Annotated in this window: 13 protein-coding genes and 3 tRNA genes; 14 read left to right on the forward strand and 2 right to left on the reverse strand. The window is 60.0% G+C overall.

Going from position 1 to position 16,129, the window contains the following annotated elements; translation table 11 throughout:
* Window positions 1-71 precede the first annotated feature (71 nt).
* From RHP75_RS07725 to RHP75_RS07735, 3 genes are all read left to right on the forward strand, one after another.
* Window positions 72-147: transfer RNA gene (locus RHP75_RS07725), tRNA-Val, on the forward strand.
* Between the two features lie 33 nt (window positions 148-180).
* Window positions 181-257: transfer RNA gene (locus tag RHP75_RS07730), tRNA-Asp, on the forward strand.
* Between the two features lie 100 nt (window positions 258-357).
* A tRNA-Asp gene (locus tag RHP75_RS07735) sits at window positions 358-434 on the forward strand.
* Window positions 435-796: 362 nt separating this feature from the next.
* On the opposite strand, the gene RHP75_RS07740 is transcribed toward RHP75_RS07735, so the two are convergent.
* The gene (locus RHP75_RS07740; protein ID WP_409079709.1) at window positions 797-1,837 is read right to left on the reverse strand and encodes an AraC family transcriptional regulator; all 1,041 of its coding nucleotides are present in this window, start codon (window positions 1,835-1,837) and stop codon (window positions 797-799) included.
* A 231-nt stretch (window positions 1,838-2,068) separates the two neighbouring features.
* On the opposite strand from RHP75_RS07740, the gene RHP75_RS07745 reads away from it, so the two are divergent.
* The 5 genes from RHP75_RS07745 to RHP75_RS07765 all read left to right on the forward strand — a co-directional run bounded on the left by RHP75_RS07745 (window position 2,069) and on the right by RHP75_RS07765 (window position 8,335).
* The gene (locus tag RHP75_RS07745; RefSeq protein ID WP_311091226.1) at window positions 2,069-4,102 is read left to right on the forward strand and encodes an NADPH-dependent 2,4-dienoyl-CoA reductase; all 2,034 of its coding nucleotides are present in this window, start codon (window positions 2,069-2,071) and stop codon (window positions 4,100-4,102) included.
* A gap of 128 nt (window positions 4,103-4,230) precedes the next feature.
* On the forward strand, window positions 4,231-4,599 hold the full coding sequence (locus tag RHP75_RS07750; protein WP_311091889.1) for a nuclear transport factor 2 family protein: 369 nt from the start codon (window positions 4,231-4,233) through the stop codon (window positions 4,597-4,599).
* A 264-nt stretch (window positions 4,600-4,863) separates the two neighbouring features.
* Complete coding sequence (locus RHP75_RS07755; protein ID WP_311091227.1) at window positions 4,864-6,234, forward strand: chromosome partitioning protein ParA; 1,371 nt, start codon at window positions 4,864-4,866, stop codon at window positions 6,232-6,234.
* A gap of 41 nt (window positions 6,235-6,275) precedes the next feature.
* Window positions 6,276-7,184, forward strand: coding sequence for a 1-aminocyclopropane-1-carboxylate deaminase/D-cysteine desulfhydrase (locus RHP75_RS07760; RefSeq protein WP_409079710.1), 909 nt, complete (start codon window positions 6,276-6,278; stop codon window positions 7,182-7,184).
* Window positions 7,185-7,225: 41 nt separating this feature from the next.
* Window positions 7,226-8,335 (forward strand): cyclic nucleotide-binding domain-containing protein, encoded by a 1,110-nt coding sequence (locus RHP75_RS07765; protein ID WP_311091229.1) that lies wholly within the window; start codon window positions 7,226-7,228, stop codon window positions 8,333-8,335.
* A 1-nt stretch (window position 8,336) separates the two neighbouring features.
* On the opposite strand, the gene RHP75_RS07770 is transcribed toward RHP75_RS07765, so the two are convergent.
* Window positions 8,337-9,284, reverse strand: a complete 948-nt coding sequence (locus tag RHP75_RS07770) for a DUF1853 family protein (RefSeq protein ID WP_311091231.1) — start codon at window positions 9,282-9,284, stop codon at window positions 8,337-8,339.
* A gap of 173 nt (window positions 9,285-9,457) precedes the next feature.
* Here RHP75_RS07770 and RHP75_RS07775 point away from each other — a divergent pair, with 173 nt between their 5' ends.
* From RHP75_RS07775 to pepN, 6 genes are read left to right on the forward strand one after another with little or no spacing between them, the layout of a single operon-like run.
* Complete coding sequence (locus tag RHP75_RS07775) at window positions 9,458-10,345, forward strand: NAD(+) kinase (protein ID WP_090252309.1); 888 nt, start codon at window positions 9,458-9,460, stop codon at window positions 10,343-10,345.
* Window positions 10,345-11,319, forward strand: coding sequence for a metallophosphoesterase (locus RHP75_RS07780; RefSeq protein ID WP_311091232.1), 975 nt, complete (start codon window positions 10,345-10,347; stop codon window positions 11,317-11,319). The genes RHP75_RS07775 and RHP75_RS07780 overlap by 1 nt, the downstream gene beginning before the upstream one ends.
* Window positions 11,316-12,185: a rhomboid family intramembrane serine protease gene (locus RHP75_RS07785; RefSeq protein WP_311091233.1), complete on the forward strand. Its 870-nt coding sequence runs from the start codon at window positions 11,316-11,318 to the stop codon at window positions 12,183-12,185. Before RHP75_RS07780 ends, RHP75_RS07785 begins: the two co-directional genes overlap by 4 nt.
* A gap of 45 nt (window positions 12,186-12,230) precedes the next feature.
* Window positions 12,231-12,494, forward strand: coding sequence for a YeaC family protein (locus RHP75_RS07790; RefSeq protein ID WP_090384516.1), 264 nt, complete (start codon window positions 12,231-12,233; stop codon window positions 12,492-12,494).
* Window positions 12,494-13,330: a DUF2797 domain-containing protein gene (locus RHP75_RS07795; RefSeq protein WP_311091234.1), complete on the forward strand. Its 837-nt coding sequence runs from the start codon at window positions 12,494-12,496 to the stop codon at window positions 13,328-13,330. The genes RHP75_RS07790 and RHP75_RS07795 overlap by 1 nt, the downstream gene beginning before the upstream one ends.
* A 54-nt stretch (window positions 13,331-13,384) precedes the next feature.
* Window positions 13,385-16,045 (forward strand): aminopeptidase N, encoded by a 2,661-nt coding sequence (gene pepN, locus RHP75_RS07800; protein WP_311091235.1) that lies wholly within the window; start codon window positions 13,385-13,387, stop codon window positions 16,043-16,045.
* Window positions 16,046-16,129 lie beyond the last annotated feature (84 nt).

The following is a 16,129-nucleotide window of genomic DNA, read 5'->3' on the forward strand; positions in this document are numbered from 1 at the left end:
TTTAGAAAAACTTGAGGCGGGGTGTTGACTTAGGTGCGGCCCTTGCGTAAATTTCGCGCCTCGCAAGCAGCGGGTGATTAGCTCAGCTGGGAGAGCATCTGCCTTACAAGCAGAGGGTCGGCGGTTCGATCCCGTCATCACCCACCACTCTTGTGAAACCGGACGAAAGTCCACCGACGCGCAGCGGTAGTTCAGTCGGTTAGAATACCGGCCTGTCACGCCGGGGGTCGCGGGTTCGAGTCCCGTCCGCTGCGCCATATTTTCCAGCTTGAGTTCGCTCAGGTTGAGATGAAAAAGCCCTAACAGGCTTCTTCATCAGATGAAGCACGAGTTGTACGGACGCAAGTCCACCGACATGCAGCGGTAGTTCAGTCGGTTAGAATACCGGCCTGTCACGCCGGGGGTCGCGGGTTCGAGTCCCGTCCGCTGCGCCATATAGGAAGCCCGCTGATAGCGATATCAGCGGGTTTTTTATTGCCTGTCATCCATGGCGGGCAACCCTTCGGGCCGTCGCAGTGCGACGTTAAAAATGGCTCCCGGCCATTTTTATTGCCTGTAATTTCCTGTGATTGGCCTGAATCTGGTTGCGCGACAAACTGTCATCTTGCGTTCATTTGCCTGCTCTAGCCTGATTGGCATGCTCTTTGTTTATGCAATGAGCGGTTGCTGACATATCGAGTGGGAGGAACCATCAATGGATGACTATCAAGAAGAGCTGCTGGAAGCGCGCGCCACCGAGCAGGATGTGCCGGAGCGTGACGAAGACGCCACCGAGCTCTGATCCGTTTTAGCGCTGCTAGAGGGCCCGACGCTGCTCGCGACGATATTCGCCCGGAGTTTGCTGGTTCCAGCGTTTAAACGCGCGCTGGAAGGCTTCTGCAGAAGCAAAACCGAGCAGGTAGGCGATTTCGCCGAAAGCCAGCTCGGTGTCGCGGATATAGGCCATGGCCAGATCGCGGCGGGTGTCGTTGAGGATGCTGCGAAACTGCGTGCCTTCCTCGGCCAGTTTGCGCCGCAGGGTCCAGGTCGGCAGCTGTAGGCGCGCGGCAACTTCTGCCAAGTCGGGCTCGCGGCCATGCAGCAGCGGGCCGAGCAACTGAGTGATGCGCTCGCGCAGGTTGCGGGTGCGGGTCAGCTGCGTCAGTTCCCGTTCACAGATTTCCAGCAGGTGCCGCCAGGTGCTTGGGCAGTGCTCCGGGTTGCGCAGGTTCAGGCTCTGCTGGCTCAGGCGCAGCTGGTTATGCTCGCTGGCAAACTCCACTGGGCAGGCAAACAATTCGCCGTACTGCGCCGCATAGCTGGGCGCGGGAAATTCGATCTGCACTTTCTCCACGGGCAGGTTCTGTTGCGCCAGCTTGCTCAGCTGTTGCGTCCAACTGGCCAGTACCGAATCGACAACAAAACGGTTGTAGGCGTTGTACGGGCTGATCGAATAGAAGCGCAACCAGGCGCCCCGATTGTCTTCGTGCAGGCTGGATTGACCACGGTAGTTGCTGGCATACAGCGGCTCAAAGCGAATCAGCGCGCGCGCCGCTTCTCGCACGGTCGGTGCCTGCATCGCTGTCACACCAGCCAGGCCCAGTTGGCTCAGGCGGCTGGTTTGCCCCATCAGCAGGCCCAGGCCGGGTTCGCTGCATTGCTGAATTGCACTATGGCCCAGGCGCATATAACGCGGGATCGACAGTCGTGCGCGCGGCTCGGCCAGGCGTGCGGCATCCAGGCCATAACTGTCGAGCAGCGGTTGTGGGTCCTGGGCGCAGCGGCGCATGGCGTCCGCCAGGCTGTCGACAAAACCCACTGACAGATCGCCGAGTTTCACCCGTGTGCTTTTCAGCATTGCGTCGTTATCCCGTCTGCGCCCATTCAATGTCGGGCATTTAGATAAGTCCGTCAGGGTAGGCAGGCGTTTTGGCTTTGCCAAGAGCTGCTGCTCTTTTTAATCATTAGGTTGTTACTTTGGGTCATTGAGCTGTTCGGCGCGGCTGATTATCGTCTAGACCATATTCGACCGCGACCCGCTAAGAGGTTGCGGCATCCGTGAAAGCCAACACCCGATGTGGAGATGTCCATGACTGCTCAGTACCCCCACCTGCTGGCCCCGCTTGATCTGGGTTTCACCACCCTGAAGAACCGCACCCTGATGGGGTCGATGCACACCGGGTTGGAAGAAAAGCCCAATGGCTTTGAGCGCATGGCGGCCTATTTCGCTGAGCGTGCCCGTGGTGGCGTTGGCTTGATGGTGACGGGTGGTATCGGCCCGAACGATGAGGGCGGCGTGTATTCCGGCGCAGCCAAGCTGACCACCCCGGAAGAGGCGGAAAAGCACAAGATCGTCACCCGTGCGGTGCATGAAGCGGACGGCAAGATCTGCATGCAGATCCTCCACGCTGGCCGCTATGCCTACAGCCCGAAATCGGTAGCGCCGAGCGCGATCCAGGCGCCGATCAACCCGTTCAAGCCGAAAGAGCTGGACGAGGAGGGCATCGAGAAGCAGATCCAGGATTTCATCAACTGCTCCGTGCTGGCCCAGCAGGCTGAGTACGACGGTGTGGAAATCATGGGTTCGGAAGGTTATTTCATTAACCAGTTCCTCGCTGCTCACACCAACCATCGCACTGACCGTTGGGGCGGCAGCTACGAAAACCGCATGCGCCTGCCGGTGGAGATCGTCCGTCGCGTGCGTGAGGCCGTGGGCCCGAACTTCATCATCATCTACCGCCTGTCGATGCTCGACCTGGTCGAAGGCGGCAGTACCTGGGACGAGATCGTCTTGCTGGCCAAGGCCATCGAGAAGGCCGGCGCGACCATCATCAACACAGGTATCGGCTGGCACGAAGCGCGTATCCCAACCATTGCAACCAAGGTGCCGCGCGCCGCGTTCACCAAGGTCACTGCCAAGCTCAAGGGCGAGGTCAGCATTCCGCTGATCACCACCAACCGCATCAATACCCCGGAAGTGGCTGAGCAGGTCCTGGCCGAAGGCGACGCCGACATGGTCTCCATGGCCCGTCCGTTCCTCGCCGACCCGGATTTCGTCAACAAAGCAGCCGAGGGTCGCAGCGACGAGATCAACACCTGCATCGGCTGCAATCAGGCCTGCCTGGACCACACCTTCGGTGGCAAGCTGACCAGCTGCCTGGTCAATCCGCGTGCCTGCCACGAGACCGAGCTGAACTACATCCCGACCACCGCTGTGAAGAAGATCGCCGTGGTTGGCGCCGGCCCGGCAGGCCTGTCCGCCGCCACCGTGGCTGCTGAACGTGGTCACAGCGTGACCCTGTTCGATTCGGCCAGCGAAATCGGCGGCCAGTTCAACGTGGCCAAGCGCGTGCCGGGCAAGGAAGAATTCTTTGAAACCCTGCGCTACTTCAAACGCAAGTTGGAAACCACTGGCGTTGATCTGCGCCTGAACACCCGTGTGTCGGTTGACGACCTGGCCAAGGGCGGTTATGACGAGATCATCCTGGCTACCGGTATCGCCCCGCGCACCCCTGCCATTCCGGGCATCGAGCACGCCAAGGTGATCAGCTACCTGGACGCCATTCTGCAGCGCAAGCCTGTCGGCCAGAAAGTGGCAGTGATTGGTGCGGGCGGCATTGGCTTCGACGTTTCCGAGTTCATCACTCATCAAGGCGAGGCGACCAGCCTCAACCGTGATGAGTTCTGGAAGGAGTGGGGCATCGACACCGCTCTGGAGGCTCGCGGTGGCGTGGCGGGCGTGCAGGCTCATCCGCATCCGGCGGCGCGCGAGGTGTTCCTGCTGCAGCGCAAGAAATCCAAGGTCGGTGACGGCTTGGGTAAGACCACGGGCTGGATTCATCGCACAGGCCTGAAAAACAAGAACGTACAGATGCTTAACTCGGTCGAGTACCTCAAGGTCGACGACGCCGGCCTGCATATCAGCATCGCCGGTGGCGAGCCGCAGGTATTGCCGGTGGATACGGTGATCGTCTGCGCCGGTCAGGACCCGCTGCGTGAGCTGCAGGAAGGCCTGGAAAACGCTGGGCAGACTGTGCACCTGATCGGTGGCGCGGATGTGGCCAGTGAGCTGGACGCCAAGCGCGCGATCAACCAGGGCTCGCGCCTCGCTGCCGAACTCTAACGCAACCGACGCCCCGCCTAGTGCGGGGCGTTTTGCATACGGCTTACAACAATAAGGAGAAGCTCGTGTCCGATAATCCTCAATTGCAACCGGCAGCGGCCGCCACGCTCGCTCAGTGGCATGGCCTGATGCAGAACAACGACTTGCGCAGCCTGCCGGAATTGCTGCACCCGCAGGCGGTGTTCCGTTCACCCATGGCGCACAAACCCTATGCCGGTGCTCCGGTGGTGTCGCTGATTCTCAATACCGTGAGTAAGGTGTTCGTCGACTTTGCCTACCACCGCGAGCTGGCCAGCGCCGATGGTCTCAACGTGGTGTTGGAGTTCAGTGCCAAGGTGGGCGAGCGCGAGCTCAAGGGCATCGACATGATTCGCTTCGATGAAGCCGGCAAGATCGTCGATTTTGAAGTGATGGTTCGCCCTATGAGTGGCCTGCAGGCCTTGGGCGAGGAAATGGGTCGGCGCCTGGCTCCATTCCTGGCTGCCGCCAAAGCCTGAGTCGTTGCACCAAATCCATCACAGTTTCGCCCTGTAAGCCGGTTTTTAGCGGCTGGCTGGCAGGGCGACTGCCAACCCAGTCACATTGCTGGCCTTGGTTTTTCCCCTAGACTTGCCTGAACAAGGGTATAGCGCCTGCAGCATAGGCCTTGCTTAGCCCGTCAGATTGTTGGCAGTCTTGCCATGTGCGCCAGTTTTTGCGCAGCATAAGCCGGATGTGTCACGCGCTGAGCGGAGCGTCCGTTTCGGCCTAGAGGAAAACCGATGAGCATGCAGAACAAGCCGCAGATGGTCGAGGCCGTACTGTTCTTCAGTGAGCGCGGCGGCATCTGCAAGCAAATGTTTTTCCCCGAATTCGAAGCCTTGCTCGACGGCGTAGTGAATATGCCGGAGTTCGCCGACGAGCAGATGCGTGTGGCGTACGTGCTGATCAACCCGCGCCTGTTGATTAAGGCGCTGGTGTTTTTCTACCTGGACTTCGACGAAAAGGGCGCGCCGGATTCCGGCTGGAATATCCCTCTGCAGGCCCTGGCCGAGCGAGCTGGGCGTGGGCCTGATCTGGGTGCTGGGCCGATTCGACTGGCGTGCCGCAGTCAGTGCCCGGTGTCCTGGCACCAGATGCACCTCTGGGACCCCAGTCTGACCCCTGGCGATAACGACCTGGCGCTGCTTCGCGATGTGGTCAAGCGCAACAGTCTTGGTTTGCTGGCCGAAGACGAAAATGTCCAGGCGGTTGCGCCAGAGCGGTTGCAGATGGCCTCGGAGGATAAGTGGTACGCCCCGGATCCTGCTCAGGAAGAAGCTGCCAAAGCCACCGAAAAGCTTGATCAGGAGCAACGCCTGAAAGCCGCGCAACTGATCAAGCAGCAGCGCTTGCGCATCAGCAGCCTGACCCAGCAGCATGAAGAAGAACTGGCCAAGTTCAAGTTGGCCAGCGACGAGCAGAGCAAGAACCTGCAGGCGCAAATTCACGGCCTGCACCAGGCCTTGCGACAGCAAGAAGAGCACAATGCTGCGTTGAAGGCGCAGCTGGCTGCTCAGGCGGCGAGCTTCCAGGTCTCCCGTGAGGAGATGACCGAGCAACTGCGGGCGCTGGAACGTGATGGCCGCAGTGAGAGCGACAGCCTGCGTGCGCAGTTCGAAGGCGAGATGCAGGCCAAGATTGCTTCTGCAGTGGCTGAATACAAAGAGCAGATCGCCATTCGCGATGTCGAACTGGCTTATCGCGGTGAGCAGGACACGCAAGCGCTGCAGGAGATCAACCGGCTCAAACGCGCTTATGCCGATCTGGCAAGCCAAGGCGGTGATCAGATTCTCGAGCGCCTGGCCAAGCTTGGTGTGGTCTTCGTGGTCTATCACCCAGGCGCGGGTCACCTGACCATCCCGCTGCAGGATATCGCTTCGTACCAGGACAACCCGCTGGCCTATGCTGCGGCCAAGTGCTTTGTCAGTGAAGAGCAGTACCGTCATTGGCTGGCGCATTACCAGCAACCGAGTTGCGAAGCCTCGCTGCCAAGTGGCGAGCGCTGCGCCATCCCGATCGACCGTATCGACACGCCGAGCCGTTTTGCCCTGGGTGAATCCAATTGCTGTGCGCGGCACAAGGCCAGTAGTCGTTTGCGTACTGTCAGTTAGCCTTGTCTGTTGTCCTCCCCGACTGGGCGCCGCGCGCGCCCTTGCAACCTTTGCGATTGGAGTGGGCGCTAGCTGCCGGGGTTGAACTGGCGGTATTGCGCCTGGATCTTCTTGACCCGCTGATCAGCGGTAATAAATGGTTCAAGCTCTCCGAGCATCTACGCGCCGCAGAAGCCTGTGCTGCCACTGGCGTGATCAGCCTGGGTGGTGCGCACTCCAATCACCTGCATGCCCTGGCCGCTGCTGGTAAACGCTTCAATTTCCAGACGGTTGGGCTTCTACGTGGTCATCCGCAGCAGACTCAGACGGTGGATGATCTACAGGCTTTTGGCATGCACTTGCATTGGTTGGGTTATGCGGGCTACCGGGCTCGTCATGCGGCCGATTTCTGGTTGCCCTGGCAGGTGCACTATCCAGGCTTTTATTCGCTGCCCGAGGGCGGTGGCGGCCTGCCGGGCGCGCTGGGCTGTATAAGCCTGGTGCAGCAGGTTCGCCAGCAGCTGCCAAACCTCGGTTGGGACGATTACGACGCCTGGTGGCTTGCGGCTGGAACGGGCACCACCCTGGCTGGTCTGTTGCTCGGTGAGGCTGCCGCACATCCGGTGCATGCGGCTCTGGCGGTGCCGGCCGACCATGGCGTCGAGCAGCAGGTGCAGGCGATTGTTCAGGCTGCCGGTATGCCAGTCGGGCGTTATCAGTTGCATGAGGCCAGCCGTGGTGGATTTGCTAAGGTGGATGCCGAGTTGCTCAATTTTATGCTGGCGGCGGAAGCGCAAAGTGGCGTGCCGCTGGAGCCGCTGTATACCGCCAAGGCATTAATGGCGTTGCGCCAGCAGGTCGAGGCCGGTTACTTTGCTCGCGGCAGCCGCCTGGTGTTTGTCCATACGGGTGGCTTGCAGGGTCGTGCCGCTGCCATATTGCAGGCGGCGCAAGCATGCTCAGCCGATTAACCCGGCTACACTGAATTTCACCAGCGGAGCCTGGATATTCCATGAGCGAACCCCTTAACCCCGAACAGTTACGCAGCCTGACGCCACTTAACGTGCTGTCCGAGCAGCAGTGGCGCGAACTGCGTGCGCAGTTGGTGCCGCAGCCATTGCTGGCGGGGCAGTTGTTGTTTCGCCCGGGGGATCAGGCACGCTTGACCTACTACCTGTTGGCGGGCGAGTTGCTGCTGCAATCGGTCGACGGCCAGGAGCAGCGCTTGCAGGCCGGTAGCGAGGCCAGTTGTCACCCTTTGTCGCCGAGTCTGCCGCGCCTGCATGAAGCGCGAGCGCTGACCGATGCCAGCGTGCTGGCGCTGGACACTGCGACCCTCAATCGGCTGCTGACCTGGCGCCTGGCTTATCAGGATCTGCTGCTGGAGCTGGGGCAGAACCATGTCGAAGTCGAGTGGCTGGAGCGTCTGCTGGAAAACCCGCTGTTTGCCAAGGTGCCGCCGTCCAACGTGCGTGCCATGCTGGAGCGTTTGCAGCGTGTCGAGTTGGCCGCAGGCAGTACCGTGTTAAAAGAAGGTGATGTGGGTGACAGCTGCTATTTCCTGAAAAATGGTCGGGCCGAAGTGATTCGCGGCGCGGACAGTGCGCAGCAGGTGTTGGCCGAACTGGAGATTGGCGCCTGCTTTGGTGAGGAGGCCTTGCTGGCCGACCGCCCGCGCAACGCCACGGTGACCATGCTGGAAGACGGTGTGGTATTGCGCCTGGATCGCCAGGATTTCTTCGCCCTGCTCAAGGCTCCGGTGGTCGATGAAGTGTCGCTCGGCGAAGCATCGCGTTTGCTCGCGGCAGGCGCGCAGTGGTTGGATGTGCGCCTGCAGGAAGAATACGAGCGTGCCCATGCGTTGCAGTCACTGAATATGCCGCTGCAACTGCTGCGTCTGAAAGCGCGCTTGCTGGATAAAACACGCACCTACCTGTGTTACTGCGACAGCGGCAAACGCAGCGCCAGTGCGGTATTTCTCCTCTCGCAGCTTGGTTATCGCGCCTATGCGCTGCGTGATGGGGTGGATGCCTTACCGGCGATCCAGCGTGATGCGCTGTTGTGTGAAAGTGGCTCGGGTTATCTGGCGCGCTCGGGCGGACGTACTGAACGCAGTCTGTGAGCTAGCTGGCCGATTGCGCTGGCCAGTGATCATCGACCAGAAACACCCGCTCGGCTTCCAGCCATTCATTCTGCGGGCCTTCAGTCAGGCGTACGAGCAACTGCGCGTTGGCATCGCCCGGTAGTGCGGTGAACCACTGATTGAATTGCTCGTGCGACCACAGATGCTCTGCCTCAATCCGCGCTGACGCCAGCCAGGCGTGCCGTGCTAACGGCTGCCAGTGGCCTTGGTTGTGCGTGGCAAAACGCGTCCAGTCAGTGCGATGCAGCCAGCGCCCACGCAGATGCTCAGAGTTGCCATGTTGCGGCGCGGCATAGGATGGCAGCTGCCAGGGATAGAACAGATAACCGCCCAGCCATAACGCCGCCTGAGGTTGCTGAATAGCCAGCTCGATCAACCGCTGCTGGGCTTCCGCGCGGGTGGATAGCGGCAACTGATGTTGGCCCAGGTGCGCCAGTTTGATATCCAGACGGTCATGGCTGCCCGGGCCCAGCCAGTGCGCCAGCTCTGCGCCACTACAATTCTGTTGGCCGAGGTACAGCTTGATCGCCAGTTCCAGGTGATGCACGCCTTCCTCATCGCGCAGCAGCATATCCAGCTCACCCAGGGTATGACCCTGTTGGCGGATGGGCAGGTTGGCGGCCAGTACCTCGACACCCGGTGCGGCATGCAGTGCAAACTGCCAGAGGCGTTCGTAGTACAACCCCAGGCGGCGTACTGAGCTTTGGCTTAGCCACTGCTGTAGGGCATGACTGTCGGTATCCAGACTGAGCAGCCAATCCGCCAGCGCATCGGGTTGTTGGCTCCAGTTACTGGCCTTGAGTGGATGACGCTGTGGCCAGGGCGTCTGTGTCAGCAACGGCGGCGAGAGCAGTGCCCAAGCCAGGTCGCGCACAGTAGGTTGGCGCAACTGCGAGGGCAGGTCGGTGAGTGAGGGGAAGGGCATCATGCTGCGAGCATAGCGCTTTGCGGCTATTTGCGAGCTGCTGCGCGGGTTAAAAGTAACCCCGCTAGCTCTTCAATAAGCGCTTAAGCGCTGTCATGGCCGGTCAGCGGTTTGCCGCTGCCATGGGCTTTCGCCCATAATCCGAGCCACTAGACCCAGAGCCTGGCGGGAGCACCATGGAGCAGTTTCGTAATATCGGCATCATCGGTCGACTGGGCAGCACCCAGGTTCTCGACACCATTCGCCGGCTGAAGAAATTTCTGCTCGCTCGTCACCTGCATGTAATCCTCGAAGACACCATTGCTGAAGTGCTGCCGGGCCACGGCTTGCAGACCTCGTCGCGCAAGATTCTTGGCGAAGTATGCGACCTAGTAATCGTGGTCGGCGGTGATGGCAGCATGCTCGGCGCCGCCCGTGCGTTAGCGCGGCATAAGGTGCCGGTGCTGGGGGTCAACCGCGGCAGCCTGGGCTTTCTCACCGATATTCGCCCCGATGAGTTGGAGGTGAAGGTGGCCCAGGTGCTCGAAGGGCATTACCTGACCGAAAACCGCTTTCTGCTGGAGGCCGAGGTGCGCCGCAATGGCGAAGCCATCGGTCAGGGCGATGCGCTCAACGATGTGGTGCTGCATCCGGGCAAGTCCACGCGGATGATCGAGTTCGAGCTGTTTATCGATGGCCAGTTCGTCTGCAGTCAGAAGGCTGATGGCTTGATCGTGGCCACGCCGACCGGCTCCACGGCCTATGCGCTGTCCGCTGGCGGGCCGATCATGCATCCCAAACTGGATGCCATCGTGATCGTGCCGATGTACCCGCATACGCTGTCCAGCCGGCCGATTGTGGTGGATGGCAACAGCGAGCTGAAAATCGTCGTGTCCAAGGATCTGCAGCTGTATCCGCAGGTCTCCTGTGACGGACAGAATCACTTCACCTGCGCCCCCGGCGATACGGTCACTGTGGCCAAACGGCCGCAGAAACTGCGCCTGATTCACCCGCTGGACCACAACTATTACGAAGTCTGTCGCAACAAGTTGGGCTGGGGTAGCCGCCTTGGCGGGGGGGCTTGATGCACCTAGATCCCGCTCGCGGTTATGACCTGATCGGCGATATCCATGGCTGCGCAAAGACCTTGGAGCGCCTGCTGAGCACCTTGGGTTACCGCCAGCAGGCGGGGGTGTGGCAGCACCCTAAGCGTATGGCGATCTTTCTGGGGGATCTGGTTGACCGTGGCCCGCGTATCCGTGAAACGTTGCATGTGGTGCGCGATATGGTCACGGCCGGAAAGGCGCTGTGCATCATGGGTAACCATGAGTTCAATGCGCTGGCCTGGAGTACGCCGGCCGCCCCAGGCAGCGGCCGGCAGTTTGTTCGTGAGCACACACCACGGCATGCGCGGCTGATCAAGGAAACCCTGGAACAGTTCGACGCCTATCCGGCAGAGTGGCAGGAGTTTCTCGACTGGTTCTATGAGTTACCACTGTTTATCGATGCTGGGCATTTCCGTGTGGTGCATGCCTGTTGGGACGACAGCCTGATTGAGCCTCTGCGTGCGCAGTTTGCCGATGGCTGCATCGATGAGCATTTTCTCCAGGCTGCTGCCGTGCACGGCAGCTTTGCCAATACCGCGCTTGATCGATTGCTGCGCGGCACTGATATGCGTCTGCCGCACGGTATGACCCTGACCAGCGATGACGGTTTTACCCGCGCGCACTTTCGCACCAAATTCTGGGAAGAAGACCCGCAGACTTATGGCGATATCGTCTTCCAGCCCGATGCCCTGCCGGAACTGGCAGCGCAGATGCCGCTCAGCGAGATGCAGAAAACCGAACTGCTTAAATACGGTGCTGATCAGCCACTGCTGTTTGTCGGCCACTACTGGCGCAGCGGCAAACCTGCACCGATTCGCAGCAACCTGGCCTGCCTGGACTACAGCGCCGTGTTGAACGGTAAACTGGTGGCCTATCGGCTTGATCAGGAGACGCGCCTGGATACACACAAGTTTGTCTGGGTTGATGTCGAAAGCCCAGAGGCGCGACCATGAGCGCAGTCGCGGCAATACGTTTGCCTGAGCATATCGATCTGAGTGGCTTTATCTCCTTGTTGCAGCGCTTGCAGGTGCCGCACCGGGTTGCGGAAGAGGCGGGCGAGCAGGTGCTCTGGGTGCCCGGTGAGCAACTGGCCGAGCAAGTGCGCGAACTTTATGGGCGCTACCCACAAGGTGATACTGAGGTATTGGTTGATTTCTCTCCGGCTTCGATCGATGTTGCCCCGGGCTTTATTCAACAGCTAAAAGCTAGTCGTATGACGGCTGTTGTCCTGGTGCTGACCTTTATCGCAGCCGCTATCACCTTGCTCGGCGATAACCTGGCGATTGTCAGCTGGCTAAGCTTTGTCGACTACCGCCTCCAGGGCGATTACATCTACTTCAGCTATCTCAACGACACATTGGCCAACGGTCAGTGGTGGCGGCTGCTGACGCCGATGCTGATTCACTTTGGCATCCTCCATCTGGCGATGAACACCCTGTGGTATTGGGAACTGGGCCGGCGGATCGAGGCGCGTCAGGGTGCCGTAATGCTCTTGGGGCTGACACTGCTGTTTAGCCTCGCGGCCAATTTCGCCCAGTACCTGCATGCTGGCCCATCGCTGTTTGGCGGCTTGTCCGGGGTGCTGTATGGCTTACTTGGGCACTGCTGGATCTTCCAGCGGTTGGCGCCCACTCCCGCCTATCGGCTGCCGCCAGGGGTATTGGTGATGATGCTGGCCTGGCTGTTGATCTGCATGACTGGCATCTTCGAACTGCTGCAATTCGGCGCAATTGCCAACGCGGCGCACGTCGGCGGCCTGCTCGCCGGTTGCCTGACCGGGCTGCTTGGTGGCGCGCTGGCACGTCGGCGACACAGTTAGTTCTTTTACAGGCTGGTAAACTGCCACTTTGCATTTGGAGGCGCCATGTCGTCCTTTCTTGAAGCGATTGAAAACATCACCCCTGAGATCTACCAGAGCCTCAAGCTGGCCGTGGAAATCGGTAAATGGCCCGATGGCCGCAAGTTGACTCAGGAGCAGAAGGAGCTGACCCTGCAGGCGCTGATTGCCTGGGAAATCCACAACCTGCCGGAGGAAGAGCGCATTGGTTACATGGGCCCGCAGGAATGCAGCTCCAAGTCCGAGCCGATCCCCAATCTGTTGTTCAAGTCCTCGGATACCCTGCACTGATGAGCGAGTTGGCCCGTGGTGCCCTGAGCAAAATGGCGGCGCAGCTGGATGCGCCGGTGCAGTACAGCTTTCGCCTGGGCGATGACCTGCTGCCGGTCAACCCGCTGATCGGCAAGACCCTGCGCCTGGAATACCTGGGCGCAATCCATTGCACACATTGTGGACGCAAGACCAAGAGCAGCTTCAGTCAGGGCTATTGCTACCCCTGCATGCAGAAGCTGGCGCAGTGCGATATCTGCATCATGAGCCCCGAGCGCTGTCACTATGATGCAGGCACCTGCCGCGAGCCGAGCTGGGGCGAGCAGTTCTGCATGACCGATCATGTGGTCTACCTGGCCAACTCCAGTGGCATCAAGGTAGGCATCACCCGCGCCACGCAGATTCCCACGCGTTGGATCGACCAGGGTGCGACCCAGGCGCTGCCGATTCTGCGGGTCGCAACCCGTCAGCAGTCTGGCTTTGTTGAAGACCTGCTGCGCAGCCAGGTGGCGGACAAAACCAACTGGCGTGCGCTGCTCAAGGGTGATGCTGCGCCGGTGGATTTGCTAGCCGTACGCGAGCAGCTGTTTGCTACGTGCAGCAGTGGGTTGACCGAGCTGCAGCAGCGCTTTGGTATTCAGGCTATCCAGCCGCTCAGCGATCAGCCCGTGCTGCAGATCAGCTATCCGATTGAGGCCTATCCGGCGAAGATCACCAGCTTCAATCTGGACAAGAATCCGCTGGCCGAAGGCACGTTGCTGGGCATCAAGGGCCAGTACCTGATGTTCGATACTGGCGTGATCAATATCCGCAAATACACCGCTTACCAGCTGGCCGTTCACGAACTGGCCGCCTGAGTTACTTATTCGCGAACCCGGCGCTCGCGCGCCGCAGACAAAGGGCCACACGCCATGCGCACCGAACAGCCGAAGATGATCTACCTCAAGGACTACCAGGCCCCGGATTATCTGATTGATGAAACGCACCTGACCTTCGAGTTGTTCGAGGACCATACCTTGGTGCATGCGCAACTGGTGATGCGCCGTAATCCGGCTGCGGGTAGCGGTCTGCCGCCGCTGGTGCTGGACGGTCAGCAGCTTGAGCTGCTCAGTGTGGCGCTCGACGATCGCGAGCTGAGTGCTGGTGATTACCAGCTGAGCGACAGCCATCTGACCTTGCAGCCCACTAGCGCCAGCTTCGTGATCGACAGCAGCGTGCGCATCCACCCGGAAAGCAATACCGCGCTGGAAGGGCTGTACAAATCCAGCGGCATGTTCTGCACCCAGTGCGAGGCCGAGGGCTTTCGCAAGATCACCTATTACCTCGACCGCCCGGATGTGATGAGCAAGTTCACCACTACCCTGAGCGCCGCGCAGCATGACTACCCGGTGCTGCTGTCCAACGGCAACCCGATTGCCAGTGGTCAGGAGGAGGGCGGCCGACACTGGGCGACGTGGGAAGACCCGTTCATGAAGCCGGCCTACCTGTTTGCACTGGTCGCCGGTGATCTCTGGTGTGTGGAAGACAGCTTCACCACCATGAGTCAGCGCGAGGTGGCGCTGCGTATTTATGTCGAGCCGGAAAACATCGACAAATGCCAGCACGCCATGGACAGCCTGAAGAAATCCATGAAGTGGGATGAGGAGGTCTACGGCCGCGAGTACGACCTGGACATCTTTATGATCGTCGCGGTCAACGACTTCAACATGGGTGCCATGGAAAACAAGGGCCTGAATATCTTCAATTCCAGCTGCGTGCTGGCCAAGGCCGAAACCGCCACCGACGCCGCGCATCAGCGCGTTGAAGCGGTTGTAGCTCACGAATACTTCCACAACTGGTCGGGCAACCGCGTGACCTGCCGCGACTGGTTCCAGCTGTCGCTCAAAGAAGGCTTTACCGTCTTCCGCGATGCCGAGTTCAGCGCCGATATGCACTCGCGCACGGTCAAACGCATTGAAGACGTGGCCTACTTGCGCACGCACCAGTTCGCCGAAGATGCTGGCCCCATGGCCCACCCGGTGCGCCCGGATGCTTTTATGGAAATTTCCAACTTCTACACCCTGACGGTGTACGAGAAAGGCTCGGAAGTCGTGCGCATGATCCGCACCCTGGTTGGCGCCGAGGGCTTCCGCAAAGGCAGCGACCTGTACTTCGCACGTCATGATGGCCAGGCGGTGACCTGTGATGACTTTATCCGGGCGATGGAAGAAGCCAATGGCGTCGATCTGACTCAGTTCAAACGTTGGTACAGCCAGGCCGGCACACCGCGCCTGGAGGTCAGTGAAAGCTACGACGCAGCCGCCAACAGTTATCGCCTGCACTTCCGCCAGAGCTGCCCGGCTACCCCGGGGCAGGCTGAGAAGCAGCCGTTTGTCATCCCGGTCGAGCTGGCTTTGCTTGATGCTCAGGGGCGTGAACTGCCGCTGCAACTGGTCAGTGAAGACGCTGCAGTGGGCACTTCCCGCGTGCTGCAGATAACGGAAGCGGAACAGGCGTTTACCTTTGTCAATCTCGCGGAAAAACCGCTGCCGTCCTTGCTGCGCGGCTTCTCGGCACCGATCAAGCTGAGCTTCCCCTACAGTCGTAATCAGTTGATGTTCCTGATGCAGCACGACAGTGACGGCTTCAACCGCTGGGAAGCGGGGCAGCAACTGTCCGTGCAAGTGCTGCAGGAGATGATTGACCAGCATCAGCGTGGCGAGCCGTTGGTGCTTGATCAACGTTTGGTTGAGGCCTACCGCACGCTGCTGGCCGACGATTCGCTGGATCAGGCCATGGTCGCTGAAATGCTCTCGCTGCCAGGTGAAGCCTATCTGACAGAAATCAGTGCTGTGGCCGATGTCGAAGCCATCCACGCCGCCCGTGAGTTTGCGCGCATGCAACTGTCGGATGCGCTGTTCGATCTGTTGTGGCAGCGCTATCAACGTAACCGCGAGGTGTCCCGCGCTAGCGCTTATGTGGCTGAGGCCGAACACTTTGCCCGGCGCAGCCTACAGAATATTGCGTTGTCCTACCTGATGCTCAGCGGCAAGGCTGAGGTGTTGGCGGCTTGTTTGGAGCAGTTCGAGAACGCTGACAATATGACCGAGCGTTTGACTGCGTTGGCGGTGCTGGTCAATTCGCCGTTCGAAGACGAAAAGGCAACCGCCCTGGCCAGCTTCGCCGATTTCTTCAAGGACAACCCGCTGGTTATGGATCAGTGGTTCAGCGTACAGGCAGCTTGTGCCTTGCCGGGTGCGCTACAGCGTGTTGAACAACTAATGCAGCATCCGGCGTTTACCCTGAAGAACCCGAATAAGGTTCGTTCGCTGATCGGTGCGTTTGCCGGGCAGAACCTGCTGGGTTTCCATCAGGCAGATGGCAGTGGCTACCGCTTCCTGGCCGACCAGGTGATTACCCTCAACGCCCTCAACCCGCAGATCGCGTCGCGTTTGTTAGCGCCGCTGACTCGCTGGGCCAAATACGGCAGTGCTCGTCAGGCGCAGATGAAAGCGCAACTTCAGCGCATTCTGGCCTCGGGTGAATTGTCCAGTGATGTCTATGAGGTAGTCAGCAAGAGCTTGGTTGGTTAATTAGTGAGCGGTAACAACCTAGGGTGGCAGCGCCACCCTACATAAAACACTCAATGTGTTTGAGTGTTTTTTGATCAGTGCATT

Origin of the sequence: Pseudomonas sp. SG20056, assembly GCF_031764535.1 — a bacterium.
In the GTDB taxonomy this organism is placed as follows: Bacteria; Pseudomonadota; Gammaproteobacteria; order Pseudomonadales; family Pseudomonadaceae; genus Aquipseudomonas.